The sequence below is a fragment of the Pseudomonas umsongensis genome (assembly GCF_002236105.1).
GTDB classification, from domain to species: Bacteria; Pseudomonadota; Gammaproteobacteria; order Pseudomonadales; family Pseudomonadaceae; genus Aquipseudomonas; species Aquipseudomonas umsongensis.
This window is the reverse complement of record NZ_NIWU01000010.1, coordinates 47,384-65,765: the sequence shown is the minus strand read 5'-3', so window position 1 is coordinate 65,765 and position 18,382 is coordinate 47,384. Positions and strand designations below refer to the sequence as shown.

The window sequence follows — 18,382 nt, the reverse complement described above, 5'->3', positions numbered from 1 at the left end:
TAACGCGTCTCCAAAATCTGCAGCACCAAATTGACGGCATGGCTGCCAGGAGTGACGGGGCGTGTCTGTGTTGCCCCAGGTACCCATGGCAGGATCGCCATGTCCGAATCTTCGCAATTTTTCGCAACTTCGACGGACGCTACCTGCCGGGTCTAATAAGAGTCCCATGAACTCATTTCAACGTGCGACTGGCAATTCGACTTATGGTCGATACATCCGCTTGTGCAACCAAATCCGTAGCGGACAGGCTTCAGGCTCCGGTATTCGAGGTGTACTCGGTCCTGTGTCGTTGGGCTGTACTGGACGCTAATGGTGCATATTCAGACGCAAAACTATTCATTTGCTCGCCACACTCTTGTGAAGTTGTGAAAACCCGTTTTTTTCACGCTCTTTTGAAGACGTGAACCTCAAAAAAGGGCTGTCCCAGCCTGGCACCGTGCCCGGATGATTGGCCGCCAGGGGATCCCAGGCAGGCAATACAGGCAAACAGCTCAGTGACCGAGCGTAATGACAGCTCTGCAGATTCGCGAAAAGTGGAGGTTGTGCTTGAGGAACAGCAAGCGCGCCAGCTTCACTCGATCTGTGTGGGCGGCTCTCTGTGGGCGGTGCGGGGTGCCAAAACCGAAGCATTGACGATGCTGCGAGGCCCGATCAGGAGACGTCCTTATAATCGGGGGGAGATTGTAGCGAAGAAACGCAAGGAATTGGTCGTGTTTAATGACTTTTATTAGGCGTCTGGTCAGGTCGCCATCAGGTTTTGTACCCGTGAGCGCGGTGGGTGCTGGCTGACACGCGCACTGGCAGGCAGCGGTTGGTGCAACCAGTTGAGGCGAATTTCTTCGATTTCAACCCAGCCATCGCCCATGGGCTGGAGGCTGCACTGCTTGAATGCCAGGCAGAGGCCGTTGCTGTCGAGCAGGGCAAAGCAGCGGTGCCGTGGACGTGGTGCGAACAGCGAAACGAGGAAACGCATGGCGACGTACCGTGTGGGGGGCTGTTGCAAAGAATGGCAGCGAGCCGTTACGTGCAAGTGTATGGGGGGTGACAGATGCGTGACAGGAAGGGGATTCTGAAAGTTTTGTCAGAATTTTCTGCAAGGGTTGCGCTGGTTCGCTGCAGCGACGCACCGCTATACTGCGGACCTGTTAGTGCCTGATTCTGGAGAGAAGAGAATGTTGCAACGCCTGTTGTTCGGTTTGATCACTGTGACCAGCTTGACGTTGGTCGGCTGCGCCCACAGCCCGCAACAACTGAACCCGGAACCCAAGCTGACGGCTCAATTGGCGCCGGTCGGCCACGGCCAGCCGGTGGTGGTGCGAGTGGTCGACGGGCGCCCGTCGCCAACCCTGGGCACCCGTGGCGGCCTGTACCCGGAAACCAGCGCGATTACCGTGCAGGGCGCACAGATCCTGCCGAAACTGCAGGCGCAGGCTGAAGCGGCCGTGCGATTGCTGGGCTTTACTCCGACGGCGAATGCGCTGAACGCCCCACAAATCACCGTGACCCTGGCCGAATTGAAGTACCAGTCGCCGAAAGAGGGCATGTACGTGACCGAGGCAACCATTGGTGCGACGTTCCGTTCCGATGTACAGAATGCCAACCGTCGCTACAGCGGTCGTTACGGCGCGTCCCTGGACCAGCGTTTTGGCATGGCACCCAACCAGGAAACCAACACCAAGCTGGTCAGCGACGTGTTGAGCGATGCGTTGACCCGCTTGTTCAAGGATCCAACCGTGGGTCAGGTTCTCGGCGAGTAATGCGAGCCCCGTAGGAGCTGCCGAAGGTTCGGGCCGCGTTCGGACGATCTTTTGATCTTGATCTTCGGCAGTTCCAAATCCCCCAAAAGCAAAGTCAAAAGATCGTCCGAACTCGGCCCGAACCTGCGGCAGCTCCTACAAAAGGATCGCAGGCGGTCTTGAGCAAAACGGCGTTAATTGTCGGAAAGACAGGGAAGGCTGCAAGGCATTCGGTAGAATCACGGCCGCGGTCGTCGGTCGGCGTCTGCCCTACCTGTTTTGTTTGAGGTTCGTAATGTCGCTGCATTTGATGACGCTGTTTACCGCCCATCCGGCAAAATTGATCAACTTGCTGGCTTTGCTGCTGGCCTTCCCGGGCAGTTGGCTGCTGCACGCCACGCGTCGCCGCGAACAGCGCGCGATGGCCAGTCTCCAGGCGCAACGCCAGAGCAGTCCAAGTCAGGAGCCGACGCTGGATTGGGCAACCCTGCGCATGAACCGGTTTTTCTATCGCTTCGGTTTTGCCTGCATGGGGTTGGCGCTGCTGGTGTCGTGGATCAGCACCCAGGTCTGAATCTTTTTATCTGGAACAAAAACGGCGCTCGTAGGCGCCGTTCTCGTATCCAAGGTTAAAGCGGCAATCCAGCCTTCACCCGATACTGATTGCGCACCGGGTTCGCATATTGCAGCACCAGGTACGGGCGATGTTCCTCGGGGCACGCATCCAGGCGTTGCTGCCATTGTTCCTGAGCCTTGGCCAGTTCGTCGGCCGGGAACAGCTTGCTGGCGCTTGGTACCTGCAGTTGCGGGTCGGCACCTTGCCATTGGGCATAGGCCAGGTAGTGCACCGGGAACAAGCGGTAACCGCCAAGGATCTGCTTGTCCATCTCGATCGCCAATTGCTTGGTGTCTTCGAACAACTCCGTGATGGGAGCCGCAAAGTTCACGTGCACCCGGCCCTTGTAGCCGGTGATGCCCTTGGCGATGCTCACGTCATCCTCGCCCGGGGCCTTGGTGTAGCTGCCGGTGGTGGCGCGGATGTAGAGTTCGCGGGCCTTGGCCTGGTCGCACGGGTCGTACTCGTAGCTGATCGACACGGGGGTCAGGTTCAGCGAACGGATGACCTCACCGAACGGCTCGTCCTTGCGGCTCATGTGGAACATCTTCAGGATCGCCGACTCGGTGCGGTCGTCGCCGTCCTTGGCTCGGCCTTCCGCCTGGGCGATCCAGATCGAGGCGCAATCGTTGCGGATCGAATGGTTGATGTACGCCGACAGCAGTTGGTACGCCGCCATTTTCTCGCGACGTCCGGTGATCGAACGGTGCACGATGAAGCTCTTGTTCAGGCGCATGAGATCGCTGACAAAGGGCTTTTGCAGCAGATTGTCACCGATGGCGATGCGCGGGGTCGGCAGGCCGGCGTGGTACACGGCGTAATTGACGAAAGCCGGGTCCATCACGATATCGCGGTGGTTGGCGATGAACAGGTAGGCACTGCCGGACTTGAATTGCTCCACGCCGGTGTACGTCACACCGTCCGTGGCGCGCTCGATCGTGTGGTCGACGTAGTACTCGACTTTGTCCTGCAGGGTGGCCACCGACGTGATACCGGCGAACTCACGGCGTAGCCGATGAGCTATAAGGGGTTTGAGCGCCCAGCCTAAGGCGCCGGCAAAACGCGGAAAGCGGAAGTGGGTGAGGATATCTAGAAACGCCTTGTCGCCGAGCAGTCGTGCCAGCACCGCTGGGACTTCGCTATCGTCGTAAGGTCGGATGGCATCGAATTCGCCCATCATGCTCTCTTGTTAGAAACGGCTAGGGTAAGTAAAGGTTTTGATCGAAAACCAGCAGGGCACGGTCTGAAAAAGTAGCCAGACAAAAATAGCCCTGCAAATAGACCGGCGATTATACGCACAAGTCACCTGGGAGACCGCGATGCTGGAATCTGCGCTGTATGAATGTCCGTATTGTGGTGAAGAAGTCGAAACGACGGTGGACTTGTCCGGCGGCGATCAGACCTATATCGAGGACTGTCAGGTATGTTGTCGGCCGATCACGTTCGTGTTGCAGGTTCACGGAGAGGATTGGTTTCTGGAAGTCTTCAGTGAAAACGAGTGAGAGGCGCCCATGCAGCGAATCTACGAACCGGAAAACCTGATGGAAGGCGAGTTGCTGCAGGGCATGCTCGCCAGCGAGGGTGTCGAGGCGCACCTGGTGGGGCGCGATCTGGTGGGCGCCACGGGTGAATTGCCGATCTTCGGCTTGCTGGGACTGGCGGTGGAAAATGACCAGGCTGAATACGCCCGAGAGCTGATCACTGCGTACAATGCTGCGCTGCCGCTGTCCGGCGATGAACCGGACAGCTTTCCCGGCACGCTGGTCTGTTAGGCTGGCGTTCGTTTGATCAAGAGTCGTGCTTCCCCATGTGTGGACGTTATGCCCTGTTTCGCTGGAATCGCGACTTCGCGACCCTGCCAGGTTTTCCGGCCGATCAGCAGGCCCAGTGGAACATTTCTCCCAACGATTCGGTACTGATGCTGCGCGCAGGCCCGGACGGGCAGCGTGAACTGGCCCGTGCCCGCTGGGGCCTGACCCCGCCGTGGCTGACCGATTTGTCCCGCACCCCGGCCCATGCGCGGGCCGAAACCGTCGCCGAACAGCCGATGTTTCGCCAGGCCTTGCGCGAGCGCCGCTGCCTGTTGCCGGCCAACGGTTTCTACGAATGGCGCGGCACCACTCGCAAGCGGCCGTACTGGCTGACACCGGGGGAGGGCTCATCGCTGTTTTTCGCCGCCATCTGGGAGGCCTATCCGGTGCAGGAACAGGTGTGGCTGAGCACGGCGGTGATCACGCAACCGGCGGCGAGTCAGCGTCGACCGTTGATTCTCGATGAAGTGGGGCAGCAAATCTGGCTCGATCCCGAAACCCCGCTGCATGCCCTGCAAGCGTTGCTCGCCAGCGAACCTGCTGCGTTGCGTGAGCGGGTGCTGGCCAACATGGTCAATGATCCAAAGCTCAATGGGCCGGAGTGTCTTACGCCGGGTTGAAAAGATTGCAGCCTGCGGCAGCTCCTGCTTTGGATGGGCGGGTGTTGTGAATTTTTTCCTGCGTCGGTGAGAGCTTTGCCTGAAAAAAACGTCTTAATTCCAGTGTATCTGGCGTCGATACATTTCCACGCCTAGGATAGGCGGCAGTTTTCATGGAGTCTTTCGATGAACAAGATTTTGGTTGTAGGTGCACTCGGCGCAGCGCTGCTGCTCGCCGGCTGCCAGTCGGTCAACACCACCAGCGGTGGCGCCGTGGGTGTTGAGCGCAAGCAATACATGTTCAGCATGCTGTCCACTGATGAGGTCAATCAGATGTACGCCCAGTCTTATCAGAATACGGTGGGCGAGGCGAACAGCAAGGGTGTGCTGGACAAGACCAGCAGCGATGCCAAGCGCATCCAGTTGATTTCCGATCGGCTGATTGCCCAGGCTCCGGTTTTCCGTCCGGATTCGGCCCAGTGGAAGTGGGAAGTCAATCTGATCAAGAGCGATGAGCTCAACGCCAATTGTGGGCCCGGTGGCAAAATCATTTTCTATACCGGCCTGATGGACAAGCTGCAGCTGACCGATGACGAAATCGCCGCCATCCTGGGTCACGAAATCGCCCACGCCCTGCGCGAGCACGGTCGAGAGGCGATGTCCAAGGCCTATGGCATCGAAATGGCCAAGCAGGGCGCCGGTGCCTTGTTCGGCCTGGGCCAGGGTAGCCTGGCTCTGGCGGATGCCGTGGCCAACTACGGAATGACCTTGCCGAACAGTCGGTCCAATGAAAACGAAGCCGACCTGATCGGTCTCGAGCTGGCCGCCCGTGCCGGCTACGACCCGAACGCTGCGATCACCTTGTGGAACAAGATGGCCAAGGCGTCGGAAGGTTCGCCGCCGGAATTCATGAGTACTCACCCGGCTTCGTCGAGCCGTATTTCTTCGTTGCAGGCGGCGATTCCGAAGGTCATGCCGCTTTACGAGCGGTCCAGGAGTCACTGATAAATATGCAGTGAGGCCGCTGCCGCCTTCGCGAGCAGGCTCGCTCCCACATTGGAGCTCAATCTAATGTGGGAGCGCGAGCTTGCTCCGGGCGGCGTTCCGACGAAGAACGATAACGCGGTCTACCGCCCTACACCGTCAAACCCACCCGCTGCTCTGCATCGCCTTGTACACCGCGACAATCGCCAGGACGAAAAATGCCGACGCAGCCAGTCGACGGATCAACGTCAATGGCAGTTTGTCCGCCGCAAAGTTACCCGCCAGAACCACCGGCACGTTGGCAATCAGCATGCCCAGGGTGGTGCCGATGATCACCAGCCACAGTTCAGGGTATTGCGCGGCGAGCATCACGGTCGCGATCTGGGTCTTGTCGCCGATTTCGGCGAGGAAAAACGCAATCAACGTGGTCAGGAACGGTCCGAACTTGCGGGCGGTGCTGGCTTCGTCATCGTCCATTTTGTCCGGCACCAGGGTCCACAGCGCCGTCGCGGCAAAGCTGGCGGCGAGGATCCAGTGCAGCATCGTATCCGAGAAGAAGCTCCCAACCCAGGCGCCTACCGCGCCGGCCGCCGCATGGTTGGCCAGGGTCGCGGCGACGATGCCGGCGATGATCGGCCAGGGTTTGCGAAAGCGGGCGGCGAGAATGAGCGCGAGCAATTGCGTCTTGTCGCCGATTTCGGCCAAGGCAACGATTGCGGTGGGTACCAGTAGTGAATCCAGCATCAGGGGTTTTCCTAAGGGGCGGGTCGACACGGCTATGACACGTACAGCCTTCCCGCCCCGGGTAAGGTGTTCGTGTCATAGGTCTTGTCAAACCCTGCGATCCGTCTGAAGCGGACGCTTGGGTCGCATGCGCCATGGTCTGTTGACCAAGTATGTTGACGCATGCCGGACGAGCATGGCGCTCGTGGGAGACTACTCCCCTAGGACGGAGCGGATTCTGCCTAGGCAGAATCCATTGCGCAAGCACAAAGTTTTATCCGCGTTTGGCACGGTAGATACGGAAACCCTGTCCTTCGGCCTTGATGGCACAAACCCCCAGGTGCTCTTCGATCAGCGGTTGGTACTTGAGGAAGCTATTGGCTACAAGCCGGAGTTCGCCGCCGTTTTTCAGATGTTTGGCTGCTTTTCGCAGCAGGTTCTCTGTGGCGAAATAGTCGGTATGCACCCCGACATGGAAGGGTGGGTTGCTCAGGATGGCGCTCAATCCCATCGGCGCCGCATCGATGCCGTCACCGGTAATCACATCGGCTTCCAGGCCGTTGGCCGCCAGGGTCAGGCGACTGCTGGCAGCGGCAAAGGCATCGACATCCAGCAAGGTGACCTGGTTGTGGGGATAACGACGTTTTACCGCCGCGCCCAACACCCCTGCGCCGCAACCGAAGTCCAGCAAGTGGCCGCTTGGCAGTTTATCCAGGTGTTCCAGCAACAGCGCACTGCCGCGATCCAGTCGACCGTGGCTGAACACGCCTGGCAGGCTGATGACTTTCAACGGGCCTTCGGCCAGCGGCAATTCATAGGTCTGGGCCAAGCTTTCCAGCGGTTTGGCGTCGGGTGCGTTGGCCACGGTGACCAGCCACAGCTGGCAATGCCGCGCACTGTCGAGCTTGCGTGGTTTGCCAAACGGGTTCAGCTGTTTGGCTGCGCCTTCGATGCCGCTTTTTTTCTCACCGACCAGGTACAGCTCGCGACCGGCCAGCCGCGAGGCGAGTGCGTTGAGAATGTAGTCAGTCAGGTCCTTGGACTTGGGCAGAAACACCACGGCGCTATCGAATGCGCGCTCAGGTGCATTAACACCGAAATGGCTGCGCTCGGCAAAGCGCGCATCCAGCGCGGCCTGATCGCCGGCGTGCCAACTCCAGCCATGGGCGTCGGGCAGGCGGCCCAGCAAGTCATCGGCGGGCAGACCGGCCAACAACACCGAACCCTGGAATAATTCAGCCTGACGAAGCAGTACTTCACTGCGCGGATCCATAACTGCTCCTGTGGAAAAAAGTGCCGCAGTTTATCAACTGACGACCCGCAGCGCCTTAGCGCTGAAGTATCCCTGGGCGTTTTCGGTCAACTGGCCGACGATTCGTTGCCGCGCTTCGCGACTGCCCCAGGCGTTGTGTGGGGTGACGATCAGGCGTGGAATGTCCTGGGCCAGCAGTGGATTGCCATTCACCGGCGGCTCCACGCTCAGCACGTCAGTGGCGGCACCCCCCAGGTGACCGTTGCGCAAGGCATTGGCCAGGGCCTGCTCGTCGATCAGGCCGCCACGGGCGGTGTTGACCACGAACGCGCCGGCCTTCATCGACGCCAGTTCACGGGCCCCAATGAAGTGACGGGTGTGTTCGTTGAGCGGACAGTGCAGGGTCAGCGCATCGATTTGCGGCAGCAGCTGTTCCAGCGGCAAGCGGTCTGGCCGGGCAGGGCGACCCGGAATCTGGCCCAGCAGTACGCGCATGCCAAACGCTTCGGCCAGGCGCGCGACCGCGCCGCCCAATTCGCCGTGACCGAGCAAGCCGAGGGTTTTGCCTTGCAGCTCAACGATCGGGTAATCCAGCAGGCAGAACTGTTTGGCTTGTTGCCAGCGCCCTTCACCGACGGCTTTCTGGTAATCGGCCAGGCGCGTTGCCAGGTTGAGCAGCAGCATGATCGTGTGTTGTGCCACCGATGGCGTGCCGTAACCCTGGCAGTTGCACACGGTTATTCCGTGGGCACGGGCGGCCTCGAGGTCGACGTTGTTGGTGCCGGTGGCGCTGATCAGGATCAGTTTGAGTTCGGGGCTGGCCGCGATGGCGGCCGCGTCGATCCGGATCTTGTTGGTGATGGCGACGGTGGCGCCCTTGAGGTGTTCGATCACTTGGTCGGGCAGGGTCTGGGCGAACAGCTGCAGTTCGCTAAAGCATTCGCGCAGGGGGCTGAGGTCGAGATCGCCCAAGTCCAGGGACGGGTGGTCGAGGAAAACAGCGCGGTGAATGTTCGTCATCAACTGTACCTTTTGTGCAATGAACTGAAGGCGTAATCTGCCGAGCCTACCAGATGAAATAAATAGTTACGCTTGGCCTGAAGGAGCCCTCATGTACTGGACCGAGTTCTTGACCGTTGCGCTGATTCACCTGCTGGCCGTGGCCAGCCCCGGCCCGGACTTTGCCGTGGTGGTACGGGAAAGCGTGACCCATGGTCGTCGCGCCGGCACCTGGACGGCGCTTGGGGTCGGTTCGGCGATTTTTCTCCATGTCGGCTACTCGCTGCTGGGCATCGGCCTGATCGTGTCGCAGTCGATCGTCCTGTTCAACGCCTTGAAATGGGCCGCCGCCGCTTATCTGCTGTACATCGGCTTCAAGGCGCTGCGGGCGCAACCGGCCAAGGCCGTGACAGACGACCTGCACAAGGAAGCCGGCGAGCGCACCGCGCGTGGCGCCTTCACTTCCGGGTTCGTGACCAACGGCCTGAACCCGAAAGCCACGCTGTTTTTCCTGTCGCTGTTCACCGTAGTAATCAACCCGCATACGCCGCTGGCCGTGCAGGCCGGTTACGGGGTTTACCTGGCGGTGGCAACGGCGATCTGGTTTTGCCTGGTGGCCATGTTGTTCAGCCAGCAGCGCGTGCGCGCCGGTTTCGCCCGCATGGGGCATTGGTTCGACCGGACCATGGGCGCGGTGTTGATCGCCATTGGCGTGAAACTCGCGTTGACCGAGATGCACTGAGCGTAACGGTCCACGTTTACCGGCAAATGATGGCGCAATGCCGGTATTCGTACGGCTCTGCAAATCATTCCTTTGGCTGATTTGGCTGGCGATCAGGGGCACTACAGTGCTCACTCTACAGCCACGACCGAGTAGTCAGAAAAGGGATTCTTATGTTGCAGACTCGCGTTATCCCCCCAGCCGAAGGCGCTTACCAGTATCCGCTGCTGATCAAACGGCTGCTGATGTCCGGTGCGCGTTATGAGAAAACCCGTGAGATCGTCTACCGCGACCAGTTGCGCTACAGCTATCCGACCCTGATCGAACGGGTCGCACGGCTGGCCAACGTGCTGACGGCTGCCGGGGTCAAGCCCGGGGATACCGTGGCGGTGATGGATTGGGACAGCCACCGATACCTGGAATGCATGTTCGCCATTCCGATGATCGGCGCGGTGATCCACACCATCAACGTGCGCCTGTCACCGGAACAGATCCTCTACACCATGAATCACGCCGTCGACCGCTTTGTCCTGGTCAACAGCGAGTTCGTGGGACTGTACAACGCGATCGCCGGGCACCTGACCACGGTCGAGAAAACCCTGCTCCTGACCGACCTCCCGGAAAAGACGGCCGACTTGCCAAACCTCGTCGGTGAGTACGAGCAATTGCTGGCAGCGGCAAGCCCGCACTACGACTTCCAGGACTTCGACGAAAACTCGGTGGCGACCACGTTCTACACCACGGGCACCACCGGCAACCCCAAGGGCGTGTACTTCACCCATCGGCAGTTGGTGCTGCACACCATGGGCGTGTCGACGATCATGGGGTCGATCGACAGCGTGCGCCTGCTGGGCACCAACGACGTGTACATGCCCATCACGCCGATGTTCCACGTACATGCCTGGGGCCTGCCCTATGTGGCGACCATGCTCGGGCTCAAGCAGGTGTATCCGGGACGCTACGATCCGGAGTACCTGGTGGAGTTGTGGCGCAAGGAAAAGGTCTCCTTCTCGCATTGCGTGCCGACCATCCTGCAAATGGTCCTCAATGCCAAGGCTGCCCAGGACACCGACTTCGGAGGCTGGAAAATCGTCATCGGTGGCAGTGCGCTCAATCATGCGTTGTACGACGCGGCCAAGGCCAAGGGCATTCAATTGACCGCTGCCTACGGCATGTCGGAAACCGGCCCACTGGTATCGTGCGCTCACCTCAATGACGAATTGATGGCCGGCTCCGAGGACGAACGCACCACCTATCGGATCAAGGCCGGTGTGCCAGGGCCGTTGGTGGAGGCGGCAATCATCGACACCGAAGGCAATTTCCTGCCCGCCGATGGTGAAACCCAAGGTGAACTGGTGTTGCGCGCACCGTGGCTTACCGAGGGTTATTTCAACGAACCACAAAAGGGGGCCGAGCTCTGGGCCGGTGGCTGGCTGCACACCGGGGACGTGGCGACCCTGGACAGCATGGGCGTGATCGATATCCGCGACCGGATCAAGGACGTGATCAAGACCGGCGGCGAGTGGATCTCCTCCCTCGACCTCGAAGACCTGATCAGTCGCCATACGGCGGTACGCGAAGTAGCAGTGGTGGGGATTGCCGATCCGCAGTGGGGCGAGCGGCCGTTTGCCTTGCTGGTGCTGCGCGAGGGCCATACCATTGGAGCCCGGGAACTCAAGGAGCATCTCAAGCCGTTCGTGGAACTGGGGCACCTGAGCAAGTGGGCCATTCCAAGCCAGATCGCCATTGTTACTGAAATTCCCAAGACCAGTGTCGGTAAGCTCGACAAGAAGCGAATTCGCGTCGACATCACCGAGTGGCAGGCCAACAACAGCACCTTCCTCTCGACGCTTTAAGCGTCCCTTGGCGTGCCCAAAAGGGCACGCCAGCCCCACCAAGCAAGCGCTTGGCTTGTCAAATTCGTATTTTCAGCCATTCTTGCCGGGCCGACGGGTGTCGGCATGGCAAAGGACTGGTCCAGAGTGCCTGGCAGGCGCAAATCACACTTTAGAGGGATCAAGCACTACTACCTGCTGGCTATAGTCCGCTCAAGGATTTTTAAGAACGGAGCAAACGCACAAACCGGGGCGATGCAACTTTGGAATGACTTTGGGAAGCCGTGGCTCCCTGTTATCCAAGCGTTTTTAGAAGTGCTATTTGCCATAACAATAAAATGCACATGGAGAAGCGTCGATGACATCAGTAAACCAGTTCTGGCGCCGGGCGAAATTGCCGTTGGCCGTCAGCCTTGCCTCTACGCTCGCCGGGCCTGCATTCGGCGTCAGTTTCAACATCGGTGAAATCGAAGGTCAGTTCGACTCTTCCCTGTCGATCGGCGCGAGTTGGTCTACTGAAAGCGCCAACAAAAACCTCATCGGCGTCAACAACGGCGGTCGTGGCCTGTCCCAGACTTCCGATGACGGCCACCTGAACTTCAAGAGCGGTGAAACCTTCTCGAAAATCTTCAAGGGCATCCATGACCTTGAGCTGAAGTATGGCGACACCGGCATTTTTGTCCGTGGCAAATACTGGTACGACTTTGAACTCAAGGACGAAAGCCGTCCGTTCAAGGACATCAGCGACGACAATCGCAAGGAAGGCGCCAAGTCCGCTGGCGGTCAAATCCTCGATGCCTTCGTCTATCACAACTACGCCATTGCCGATCAGCCGGGTTCCGTACGCCTGGGCAAGCAAGTGGTGAGCTGGGGTGAAAGTACCTTCATCGGCAGCGGTATCAACTCGATCAACCCGATCGATGTGTCCGCATTCCGTCGTCCCGGTGCCGAGATCAAGGAAGGCCTGATCCCGGTCAACATGTTCTACGTGTCCCAGAGCCTCACCGAAAATCTCTCGACCGAAGCCTTCTACCAGATCGAATGGGACCAGACTGTCGTCGACAACTGCGGCACGTTTTTCTCTCAGCCGGACGTGATCGCCGATGGTTGCGATAACAACCTGGCGGTACTGCGTACCCAGAACGGGCTCAACAATGCGCTGGCGGCGGCGGGGCTGCCGGCCGGGGCGCGTAACGCTGCCATCAATACCCTCGGCGCCAGGGGCGTGACCTGGGGTAACCCGGACGAAGGCGTGATCGTTCGTCGTGGCCCGGATCGCGATGCCCGTGACAGCGGCCAGTTCGGCGTGTCCTTCAAGTACATGTTCGATCCACTGGACACCGAGTTCGGTGCCTACTTCATGAACTACCACAGCCGTGCGCCGATTTTCAGTGGTCATGGCGCACCGGCGAGCGCTTACAGTGGTGCTGGCCTGGTAGGCGGGCTGGTGGGCTCCGGCCTACCACTGGGTGTGGCGGCGGGCCTGGCGCCGACTTTGCTGCCGTTGGTGGTGGCGGGCAACTCCAGTTACTACGTTGAATACCCTGAAGATATCCGACTGTATGGCCTGAGCTTCTCCACCACACTGCCTAGCGGCACCGCGTGGAGTGGTGAAGTCAGCTACCGGCCGAATGCGCCGGTCCAACTCAACACCACCGACATCCTGTTCTCGGGCCTGACGCCGCTGAACCCTAACGTTTCCGTACTTCAGGGCACGCCAGGGCAGGACCAGCAAGGTTATCGCCGCAAGGAAGTGACCCAGCTGCAAACGACCTTGACCCACTTCTTCGACCAGGTGATGGGCGCCGAGCGTCTGACCCTGGTGGGTGAAGTCGGCTGGACCCACGTCGGCGGCCTGGAAAGCAACTCCAAGGCACGTTACGGCCGTGACCCGAGCTACGGCCCTGGTCCATTGCCGAACAACCAGTGCGTAACTTTGAACAGCGGCACGCTGGCAGGCGGACCGCAAAACAACGTCAGTCGCTACTGCGAAAACGACGGCTTCACTACTGCCAACTCCTGGGGCTATCGCGGTCGCGCCATCTGGGAATACAACGACGTATTCGCCGGTGTGAACCTCAAGCCGAACGTGGCCTGGTCCCACGACGTGGAAGGTTACTCCCCTGGCCCAGGCGGCAACTTCGAGGAAGGTCGCAAGGCGGTCAGCCTGGGTGTCGATGCCGAGTACCAGAACACCTACACCGCAAGCCTGGCGTACACCAACTTCTTCGACGGCAAGTACACCACCGTGGATGACCGCGACTTCGTTGCGCTCAGCTTTGGCGTGAACTTCTAAGCACTATTTTCAGGACGAGTACACACATGAAAATAACCAAGAGTCTGTTCCACGCCGGTGTCCTGGGACTGTCGTTGCTGGCGACCAGCGTAATGGCAGCGGTCCCGGCGGCAGAAGCGGACAAGCTGGGCAAGAGCCTGACCCCGATGGGCGCCGAAATGGCGGGCAATGCCGACGGTTCGATCCCGGCCTGGAAACCGATGCCGAAAAATGCCGGCAGCGTCGACAGCAAGGGTTTCCTGTCCGATCCGTACGCCAGCGAAAAACCGCTGTTTACCATCACCGCGCAGAACGTCGACCAGTACAAGGCCAAGCTCGCTCCGGGCCAGTACGCGATGTTCAAACGCTACCCTGAAACCTACAAGATGCCGGTTTACCCGTCCCATCGCGGTGCCACCGTGCCGGATGAGGTGTTCGCCTCCATCAAGAAGAACGCCACCACCACCGAGCTGGTATCAGGCGGTAACGGGCTGAAAAACTTTGAAACCGCGATACCGTTCCCGATTCCGAAAAGCGGCGTGGAAGTCATCTGGAACCACATCACCCGTTATCGCGGCGGCAGCGTAACCCGACTGGTCACCCAAGCCACGCCACAGCCGAACGGTTCGTTCAGCCTGGTGTACTTCCAGGACCAGTTCGTATTCCGTGACAAGATGAAGGACTACGATCCGGCGAACCCGGGCAACATCCTGTTCTACTTCAAGCAGAAAGTGACCGCGCCGGCACGTCTGGCCGGTGGTGTGCTGCTGGTGCACGAGACCCTCGACCAAGTGGCGGAACCGCGTTCGGCATGGGTCTACAACGCCGGTCAACGTCGCGTGCGTCGTGCGCCACAAGTGTCCTATGACGGACCGGGTACCGCGGCAGACGGCCTGCGTACCTCCGACAACCTGGACATGTACAACGGCGCGCCGGATCGTTACGACTGGAAGCTCGAAGGCAAGAAAGAGATGTACATCGCTTCCGACGCCTACAAGCTCGATGATCCGAAGCTCAAGTACAGCGACATCATCAAGGCCGGCCACATCAACCAGGACCTGGCTCGCTACGAGCTGCGCCGGGTATGGCATGTGGTGGCAACCTTGAAGGAAGGTCAGCGCCACATCTACGCCAAGCGTGACTTCTACATCGATGAAGACACCTGGCAGGCGGCTGTGATCGACCACTACGACGGTCGTAATCAACTCTGGCGCGTGGCGGAAGCTCATGCCCAGAACTATTACAACGTCCAGGTGCCGTGGTACACCCTGGAGGCTCTGTACGACCTGCAATCGGGTCGTTACCTGGCACTGGGCATGAAGAACGAAGAGAAGTCGGCGTATGACTTCGGCTTCACTGCCACCACCAGCGACTTCACCCCGGCGGCATTGCGCCAGGATGGTGTTCGCTAACGTGCAATGACCTGAGGCCGCATCCTCCGGAAAAACGCCCCGACTGGTTCGGGGCGTTTTTTTTTGCGTTTTCACTGTAGGAGCGAGCATGCTCGCGAAAAACCAGAGAGCACCGCGTGGTGCCAGACTTCACGCGCTATCGTTCACGACCATCGTCGGAACGCCGCCCGGAGCAGGCTCGCTCCTACAGTGTGTGTAGACTTTTTGTAGCCATTTGTAGCAATAACCTTCATTCCGTCCTCGTTTACCGCTAGTCTGCGGACATCTGCAACGCCGCCACCCGCAACACTAACAAGAGCCGGCCATGACTGATCTGTCCCCACCACCAGGTCCTGCAAGCGTCGCTGTCGCCGCGCTGGACGGGCGCTTTTTCAGGCCGCCATTGCCGGACGGCCATGTGCTGCGTCCACGCTTGTGCGAGCGCCTGAGCGCCGGTCTCGGTGGCAGGTTGCTGCTGGTCAGTGCACCGGCCGGGTTCGGCAAGAGTTCGTTGGCGGTGGAGTTCTGTCAGGCACTGCCGCCGCACTGGCAAAGTCTCTGGCTGGGTCTGAGTCCGCGTGACAACGACCCGGGCCGGTTCCTCGAGCGGTTGCTCGAAGGCCTGCAGGATTTTTTTCCGCAACTGGGCAGGCAGTCCCTCGGATTATTGAAGATGCGCCAGCGTCATCAGCCGTTCGCCTTCGAAGAATGGCTGGACGGGCTGCTCGACGAGCTGGCCGTGCATCTATCGACGGCGAGCCCCCTGTTGCTGGTGCTCGATGACTATCACCTGGCCCAGGGGCCGGTGCTCGATCGCTGCCTGCAGTTTTTCCTCAACCACCTTCCCGATGGCTTGCTGGTGATGGTCACCAGTCGACAGCGTCCGGACTGGCACCTGGCGCGGTTGCGCCTGTCGCGCCAACTGCTGGAGTTGCATGAGCAGGATTTGCGCCTGACCCACGATGAAGCCTTGAGCCTGCTCGATCGGCACAGCAGTTCGTTGCGTGGCGAGGCGCTGGAAAACCTGATCCAGCGCAGCGAAGGCTGGGTTGCCGGGTTGCGCTTCTGGTTGCTGGCCGCCTCCGAGGCAGGCAATCAGGGGGCATTGCCTCGGGCACTGCACGGCGGGGAAGGGTTGATTCGCGATTACCTGCTCGAGGAGGTGATCGATTTCCTGCCCACTGAGGTGCAAGCCTTTCTCTACGACACCGCCCACCAGGAACGTTTTTGCAGCGAACTGTGCGACGCCATTCGCGACGCCCATGACAGCGCCGAAATCCTGCGCTTCCTGGCTGCCCACCAAGTGTTCCTGGTGCCGCTGGACGAACACGGTCACTGGTTTCGCTATCACCATCTGTTTTCCGACCTGCTGCGCACACGGCCGGGCGCGCAATCGATGGTGCCGGCCGCCAGCCTGCACCTGCGTGCCTGTCGCTGGTTCAACGCCCAGGGACTGCTCGATGAAGCGGTCGAGCAAGCGTTGCGAGCCGGGCACCTGGACGTTGCGGCCAACCTGGTGCAAAACCTTTCCGAAGAACAACTGCTGGCCGAACAGAACGTCGGCATGTTGCTGCGCTGGAAAATGGACTTGCCCGATAGCCTGCTGATCAGCACGCCTCGACTGATCGTGCTCTACAGCTGGGCGTTGGGCCTGGCCTGCCAGCTGGACGCTGCCGAGGAACTGGCCAGCCACCTGAGCCGCTTCCTGCCAGCGCCGTCGGCCACGGCGCAGAAGTCGATGCTGGCGCAATGGCTGGCCCTGAGCGGGATCATCGCGCGCGGGCGCGGTAACCGCGAGCTGACCCTACGTTACTGCACCGAAGCGCTGGAGAGTCTTCCGTGCAAGCGCTATGGCCAGCGATTGATGTGCCTTTCGACCCTGTCCAACCTGGCGATTGCCGATGGCGACATGTGGCGTGCCAGGGCGTTGAACCGTGACTCCCTGGAACTGGCGCAACGGGTTGGCAATCCGCTGTTCGAGGCGCTGGCCCACTACGACCGCGCTCGTGTGTTGCAGGCGCGGGGCGAAATACTGCGAGCACTGGATGAAGTCCGCCAAGGGCTGCAACGCTTGCAGGGGCTACCGGCGCAGCGGCTCTTTGCCGTACGTGCCCGACTGACGTTGTATGAGGGCTTCCTGTTGGCCTTGCGCCTGCAACCTCAAGCGGCGCGGCTACGCTTGCAGGCCGGTTTAGGTGAAGCCCGCGCCTGTCGTGATATCAGCGTGCTGATCGGCCATTGCGTGATCGCCCGGCTTGAAGGCAACAGCGGTGAGTTCGCCAAGGCCTTTGCCGAGCTCGCCGAAGCCGAGCGGCTGATGCACATCTGGGACGTGCCGCCGATCTACTACCTGGCAATGATTACCCTGGTCAAATGCGAACTCTGGCTGGCCCAGGGGCGTACCGACCTGGCGCAAGCCTGGCTGGCGCGCTTGGGGCAGACCTACAACGGCGAGCAACCCGCCGCGCCACCGGAGTTCCATCCGCAACTGCCGCTGCACATCGAACTGCAGCAAGCGTTGCTGGAGGTCATCCAGAACCAGCCGATGCTGGCCGAAGGGCGATTGAACGCGCTGCTCGAACATGGTCAGCAAACCGGTCGGCAGATGCTCAGTGCAATGGCGCTGACGCAAAAAGTTTCGCTGTTGCTGGCCAGCGGGCGCGAACCCGAAGCCCGCAAGGCGCTGGTCCAGGCATTGGACGCCGCAGCCGGCGGCGTATTGCAACCCTTTGAAAAGCTATTGGCCGAGCATCCGGACTGGCTGCGTGGGCAGCTTCAACTCTGTGCGCCGACCCCGGTTACCCAGGAACTTGCAGACAAACTTCCAGCCATGACCTCTCGCCCGACGCTGGAGCCCATCCCCGCGTCAGAACAACTCAGCACCCGGGAAATGGCCGTCCTGCGCCTGATCGCCCAAGGCTGCTCGAATCAGGAAATCAGCGACCAGCTGTTCATTTCGCTGCATACGGTGAAAACCCATGCCAGCCATATCAACAGCAAGCTGGGGGTAGAGCGGCGCACGCAGGCGGTGGCGCGGGCGAAGGAATTGGGGGTGTTGGTGTAGCACCTAGCGGATTTTCTCGTGAGGAAATGCTGGTATATCAGAATACCAATGTGCGTCCATTGTCATGGTCCAGGTTGACGGATTTGTCCATGGTATGGCCGGTGATAGCTGATGAGGTAGCGCTTTTCGGTGGAGGCAAGTTGTAGTCTCTGGAGTGATTAACCCCCCGAAACAACTGATACGCTAGGGGCGCATGCCAGTAGGAAGTGTCTGCCACGCTACGAACTGCCCATGCATGAACTGACTTGCGTCTACGGTTGCCGCAAACACGCCGATGGCCAAGAAATCAGCGAACAGTTTGAAATCGTGCCGATGAAAATCCGTGCACACTGCGGGCTTTTCTTCGTCTTTGGATAAGTGGCGACTGTGAGGCCGC

General features: G+C 60.1%; 18 protein-coding genes and 1 riboswitch. Of the genes, 12 read left to right on the top strand and 6 right to left on the bottom strand.

The features are described from left to right. Window positions 1–739 precede the first annotated feature (739 nt). Entirely contained in the window at window positions 740–973 is a 234-nt protein-coding gene (locus tag PSUM_RS29865) for a hypothetical protein (RefSeq protein ID WP_020799763.1), read from the bottom strand. 199 nt (window positions 974–1,172) lie between these two features. On the opposite strand from PSUM_RS29865, the gene PSUM_RS29860 reads away from it, so the two are divergent. Together PSUM_RS29860 and PSUM_RS29855 are read left to right on the top strand one after the other, a co-directional pair. Then, window positions 1,173–1,757 (top strand): YajG family lipoprotein, encoded by a 585-nt coding sequence (locus tag PSUM_RS29860; protein ID WP_008060219.1) that lies wholly within the window; start codon window positions 1,173–1,175, stop codon window positions 1,755–1,757. A 274-nt stretch (window positions 1,758–2,031) separates the two neighbouring features. After that, window positions 2,032–2,310: a hypothetical protein gene (locus tag PSUM_RS29855; protein ID WP_020799764.1), complete on the top strand. Its 279-nt coding sequence runs from the start codon at window positions 2,032–2,034 to the stop codon at window positions 2,308–2,310. 55 nt (window positions 2,311–2,365) lie between these two features. Here PSUM_RS29855 and PSUM_RS29850 read toward each other — a convergent pair whose 3' ends face one another. After that, complete coding sequence (locus PSUM_RS29850) at window positions 2,366–3,532, bottom strand: 1-acyl-sn-glycerol-3-phosphate acyltransferase (protein WP_020799765.1); 1,167 nt, start codon at window positions 3,530–3,532, stop codon at window positions 2,366–2,368. Between the two features lie 139 nt (window positions 3,533–3,671). Between PSUM_RS29850 and PSUM_RS29845 the strand changes: the two genes are divergently transcribed. The 3 genes from PSUM_RS29845 to PSUM_RS29835 are packed head-to-tail and all read left to right on the top strand — an operon-like array spanning window position 3,672 to window position 4,783. Then, a complete protein-coding gene (locus PSUM_RS29845; RefSeq protein ID WP_020799766.1) occupies window positions 3,672–3,854 on the top strand; it encodes a CPXCG motif-containing cysteine-rich protein in 183 nt (60 codons plus the stop codon). A gap of 9 nt (window positions 3,855–3,863) precedes the next feature. After that, window positions 3,864–4,124 carry a putative signal transducing protein gene (locus tag PSUM_RS29840; RefSeq protein ID WP_020799767.1) on the top strand — a complete coding sequence of 87 codons (261 nt, stop codon included), beginning with the start codon at window positions 3,864–3,866 and terminating at the stop codon, window positions 4,122–4,124. Between the two features lie 35 nt (window positions 4,125–4,159). Then, complete coding sequence (locus PSUM_RS29835; protein WP_020799768.1) at window positions 4,160–4,783, top strand: SOS response-associated peptidase; 624 nt, start codon at window positions 4,160–4,162, stop codon at window positions 4,781–4,783. Here the strand turns inward: PSUM_RS29835 and PSUM_RS31745 are convergent. Beyond that, the gene (locus PSUM_RS31745; protein WP_156703879.1) at window positions 4,770–4,937 is read right to left on the bottom strand and encodes a hypothetical protein; all 168 of its coding nucleotides are present in this window, start codon (window positions 4,935–4,937) and stop codon (window positions 4,770–4,772) included. The genes PSUM_RS29835 and PSUM_RS31745 overlap by 14 nt on opposite strands. Before the next feature lie 11 nt (window positions 4,938–4,948). Here PSUM_RS31745 and PSUM_RS29830 point away from each other — a divergent pair, with 11 nt between their 5' ends. Further along, window positions 4,949–5,767 (top strand): M48 family metallopeptidase, encoded by an 819-nt coding sequence (locus PSUM_RS29830; RefSeq protein WP_020799769.1) that lies wholly within the window; start codon window positions 4,949–4,951, stop codon window positions 5,765–5,767. A 138-nt stretch (window positions 5,768–5,905) separates the two neighbouring features. On the opposite strand, the gene PSUM_RS29825 is transcribed toward PSUM_RS29830, so the two are convergent. The 3 genes from PSUM_RS29825 to PSUM_RS29815 all read right to left on the bottom strand — a co-directional run bounded on the left by PSUM_RS29825 (window position 5,906) and on the right by PSUM_RS29815 (window position 8,741). Then, on the bottom strand, window positions 5,906–6,490 hold the full coding sequence (locus PSUM_RS29825; RefSeq protein ID WP_020799770.1) for a TMEM165/GDT1 family protein: 585 nt from the start codon (window positions 6,488–6,490) through the stop codon (window positions 5,906–5,908). Between the two features lie 89 nt (window positions 6,491–6,579). Further along, window positions 6,580–6,704, bottom strand: a riboswitch (yybP-ykoY riboswitch). Window positions 6,705–6,743: 39 nt separating this feature from the next. Further along, window positions 6,744–7,742, bottom strand: a complete 999-nt coding sequence (locus PSUM_RS29820) for a methyltransferase (RefSeq protein WP_083349743.1) — start codon at window positions 7,740–7,742, stop codon at window positions 6,744–6,746. Between the two features lie 33 nt (window positions 7,743–7,775). Beyond that, complete coding sequence (locus PSUM_RS29815; RefSeq protein WP_020799772.1) at window positions 7,776–8,741, bottom strand: 2-hydroxyacid dehydrogenase; 966 nt, start codon at window positions 8,739–8,741, stop codon at window positions 7,776–7,778. 91 nt (window positions 8,742–8,832) lie between these two features. On the opposite strand from PSUM_RS29815, the gene PSUM_RS29810 reads away from it, so the two are divergent. The 6 genes from PSUM_RS29810 to PSUM_RS32405 all read left to right on the top strand — a co-directional run bounded on the left by PSUM_RS29810 (window position 8,833) and on the right by PSUM_RS32405 (window position 18,363). Next, window positions 8,833–9,462, top strand: a complete 630-nt coding sequence (locus tag PSUM_RS29810; protein ID WP_020799773.1) for a LysE family translocator — start codon at window positions 8,833–8,835, stop codon at window positions 9,460–9,462. 152 nt (window positions 9,463–9,614) lie between these two features. Then, window positions 9,615–11,297: a fatty acid--CoA ligase gene (locus PSUM_RS29805; RefSeq protein WP_083349742.1), complete on the top strand. Its 1,683-nt coding sequence runs from the start codon at window positions 9,615–9,617 to the stop codon at window positions 11,295–11,297. A 337-nt stretch (window positions 11,298–11,634) separates the two neighbouring features. Continuing rightward, window positions 11,635–13,572 (top strand): DUF1302 domain-containing protein, encoded by a 1,938-nt coding sequence (locus tag PSUM_RS29800; RefSeq protein WP_020799775.1) that lies wholly within the window; start codon window positions 11,635–11,637, stop codon window positions 13,570–13,572. Window positions 13,573–13,598: 26 nt separating this feature from the next. Beyond that, window positions 13,599–14,963 (top strand): DUF1329 domain-containing protein, encoded by a 1,365-nt coding sequence (locus PSUM_RS29795; RefSeq protein ID WP_020799776.1) that lies wholly within the window; start codon window positions 13,599–13,601, stop codon window positions 14,961–14,963. Between the two features lie 304 nt (window positions 14,964–15,267). After that, entirely contained in the window at window positions 15,268–18,006 is a 2,739-nt protein-coding gene (locus PSUM_RS29790; RefSeq protein WP_033045651.1) for a winged helix-turn-helix domain-containing protein, read from the top strand. 231 nt (window positions 18,007–18,237) lie between these two features. Next, window positions 18,238–18,363: a hypothetical protein gene (locus tag PSUM_RS32405; protein WP_263863804.1), complete on the top strand. Its 126-nt coding sequence runs from the start codon at window positions 18,238–18,240 to the stop codon at window positions 18,361–18,363. The last annotated feature ends 19 nt before the right edge of the window (window positions 18,364–18,382 follow it).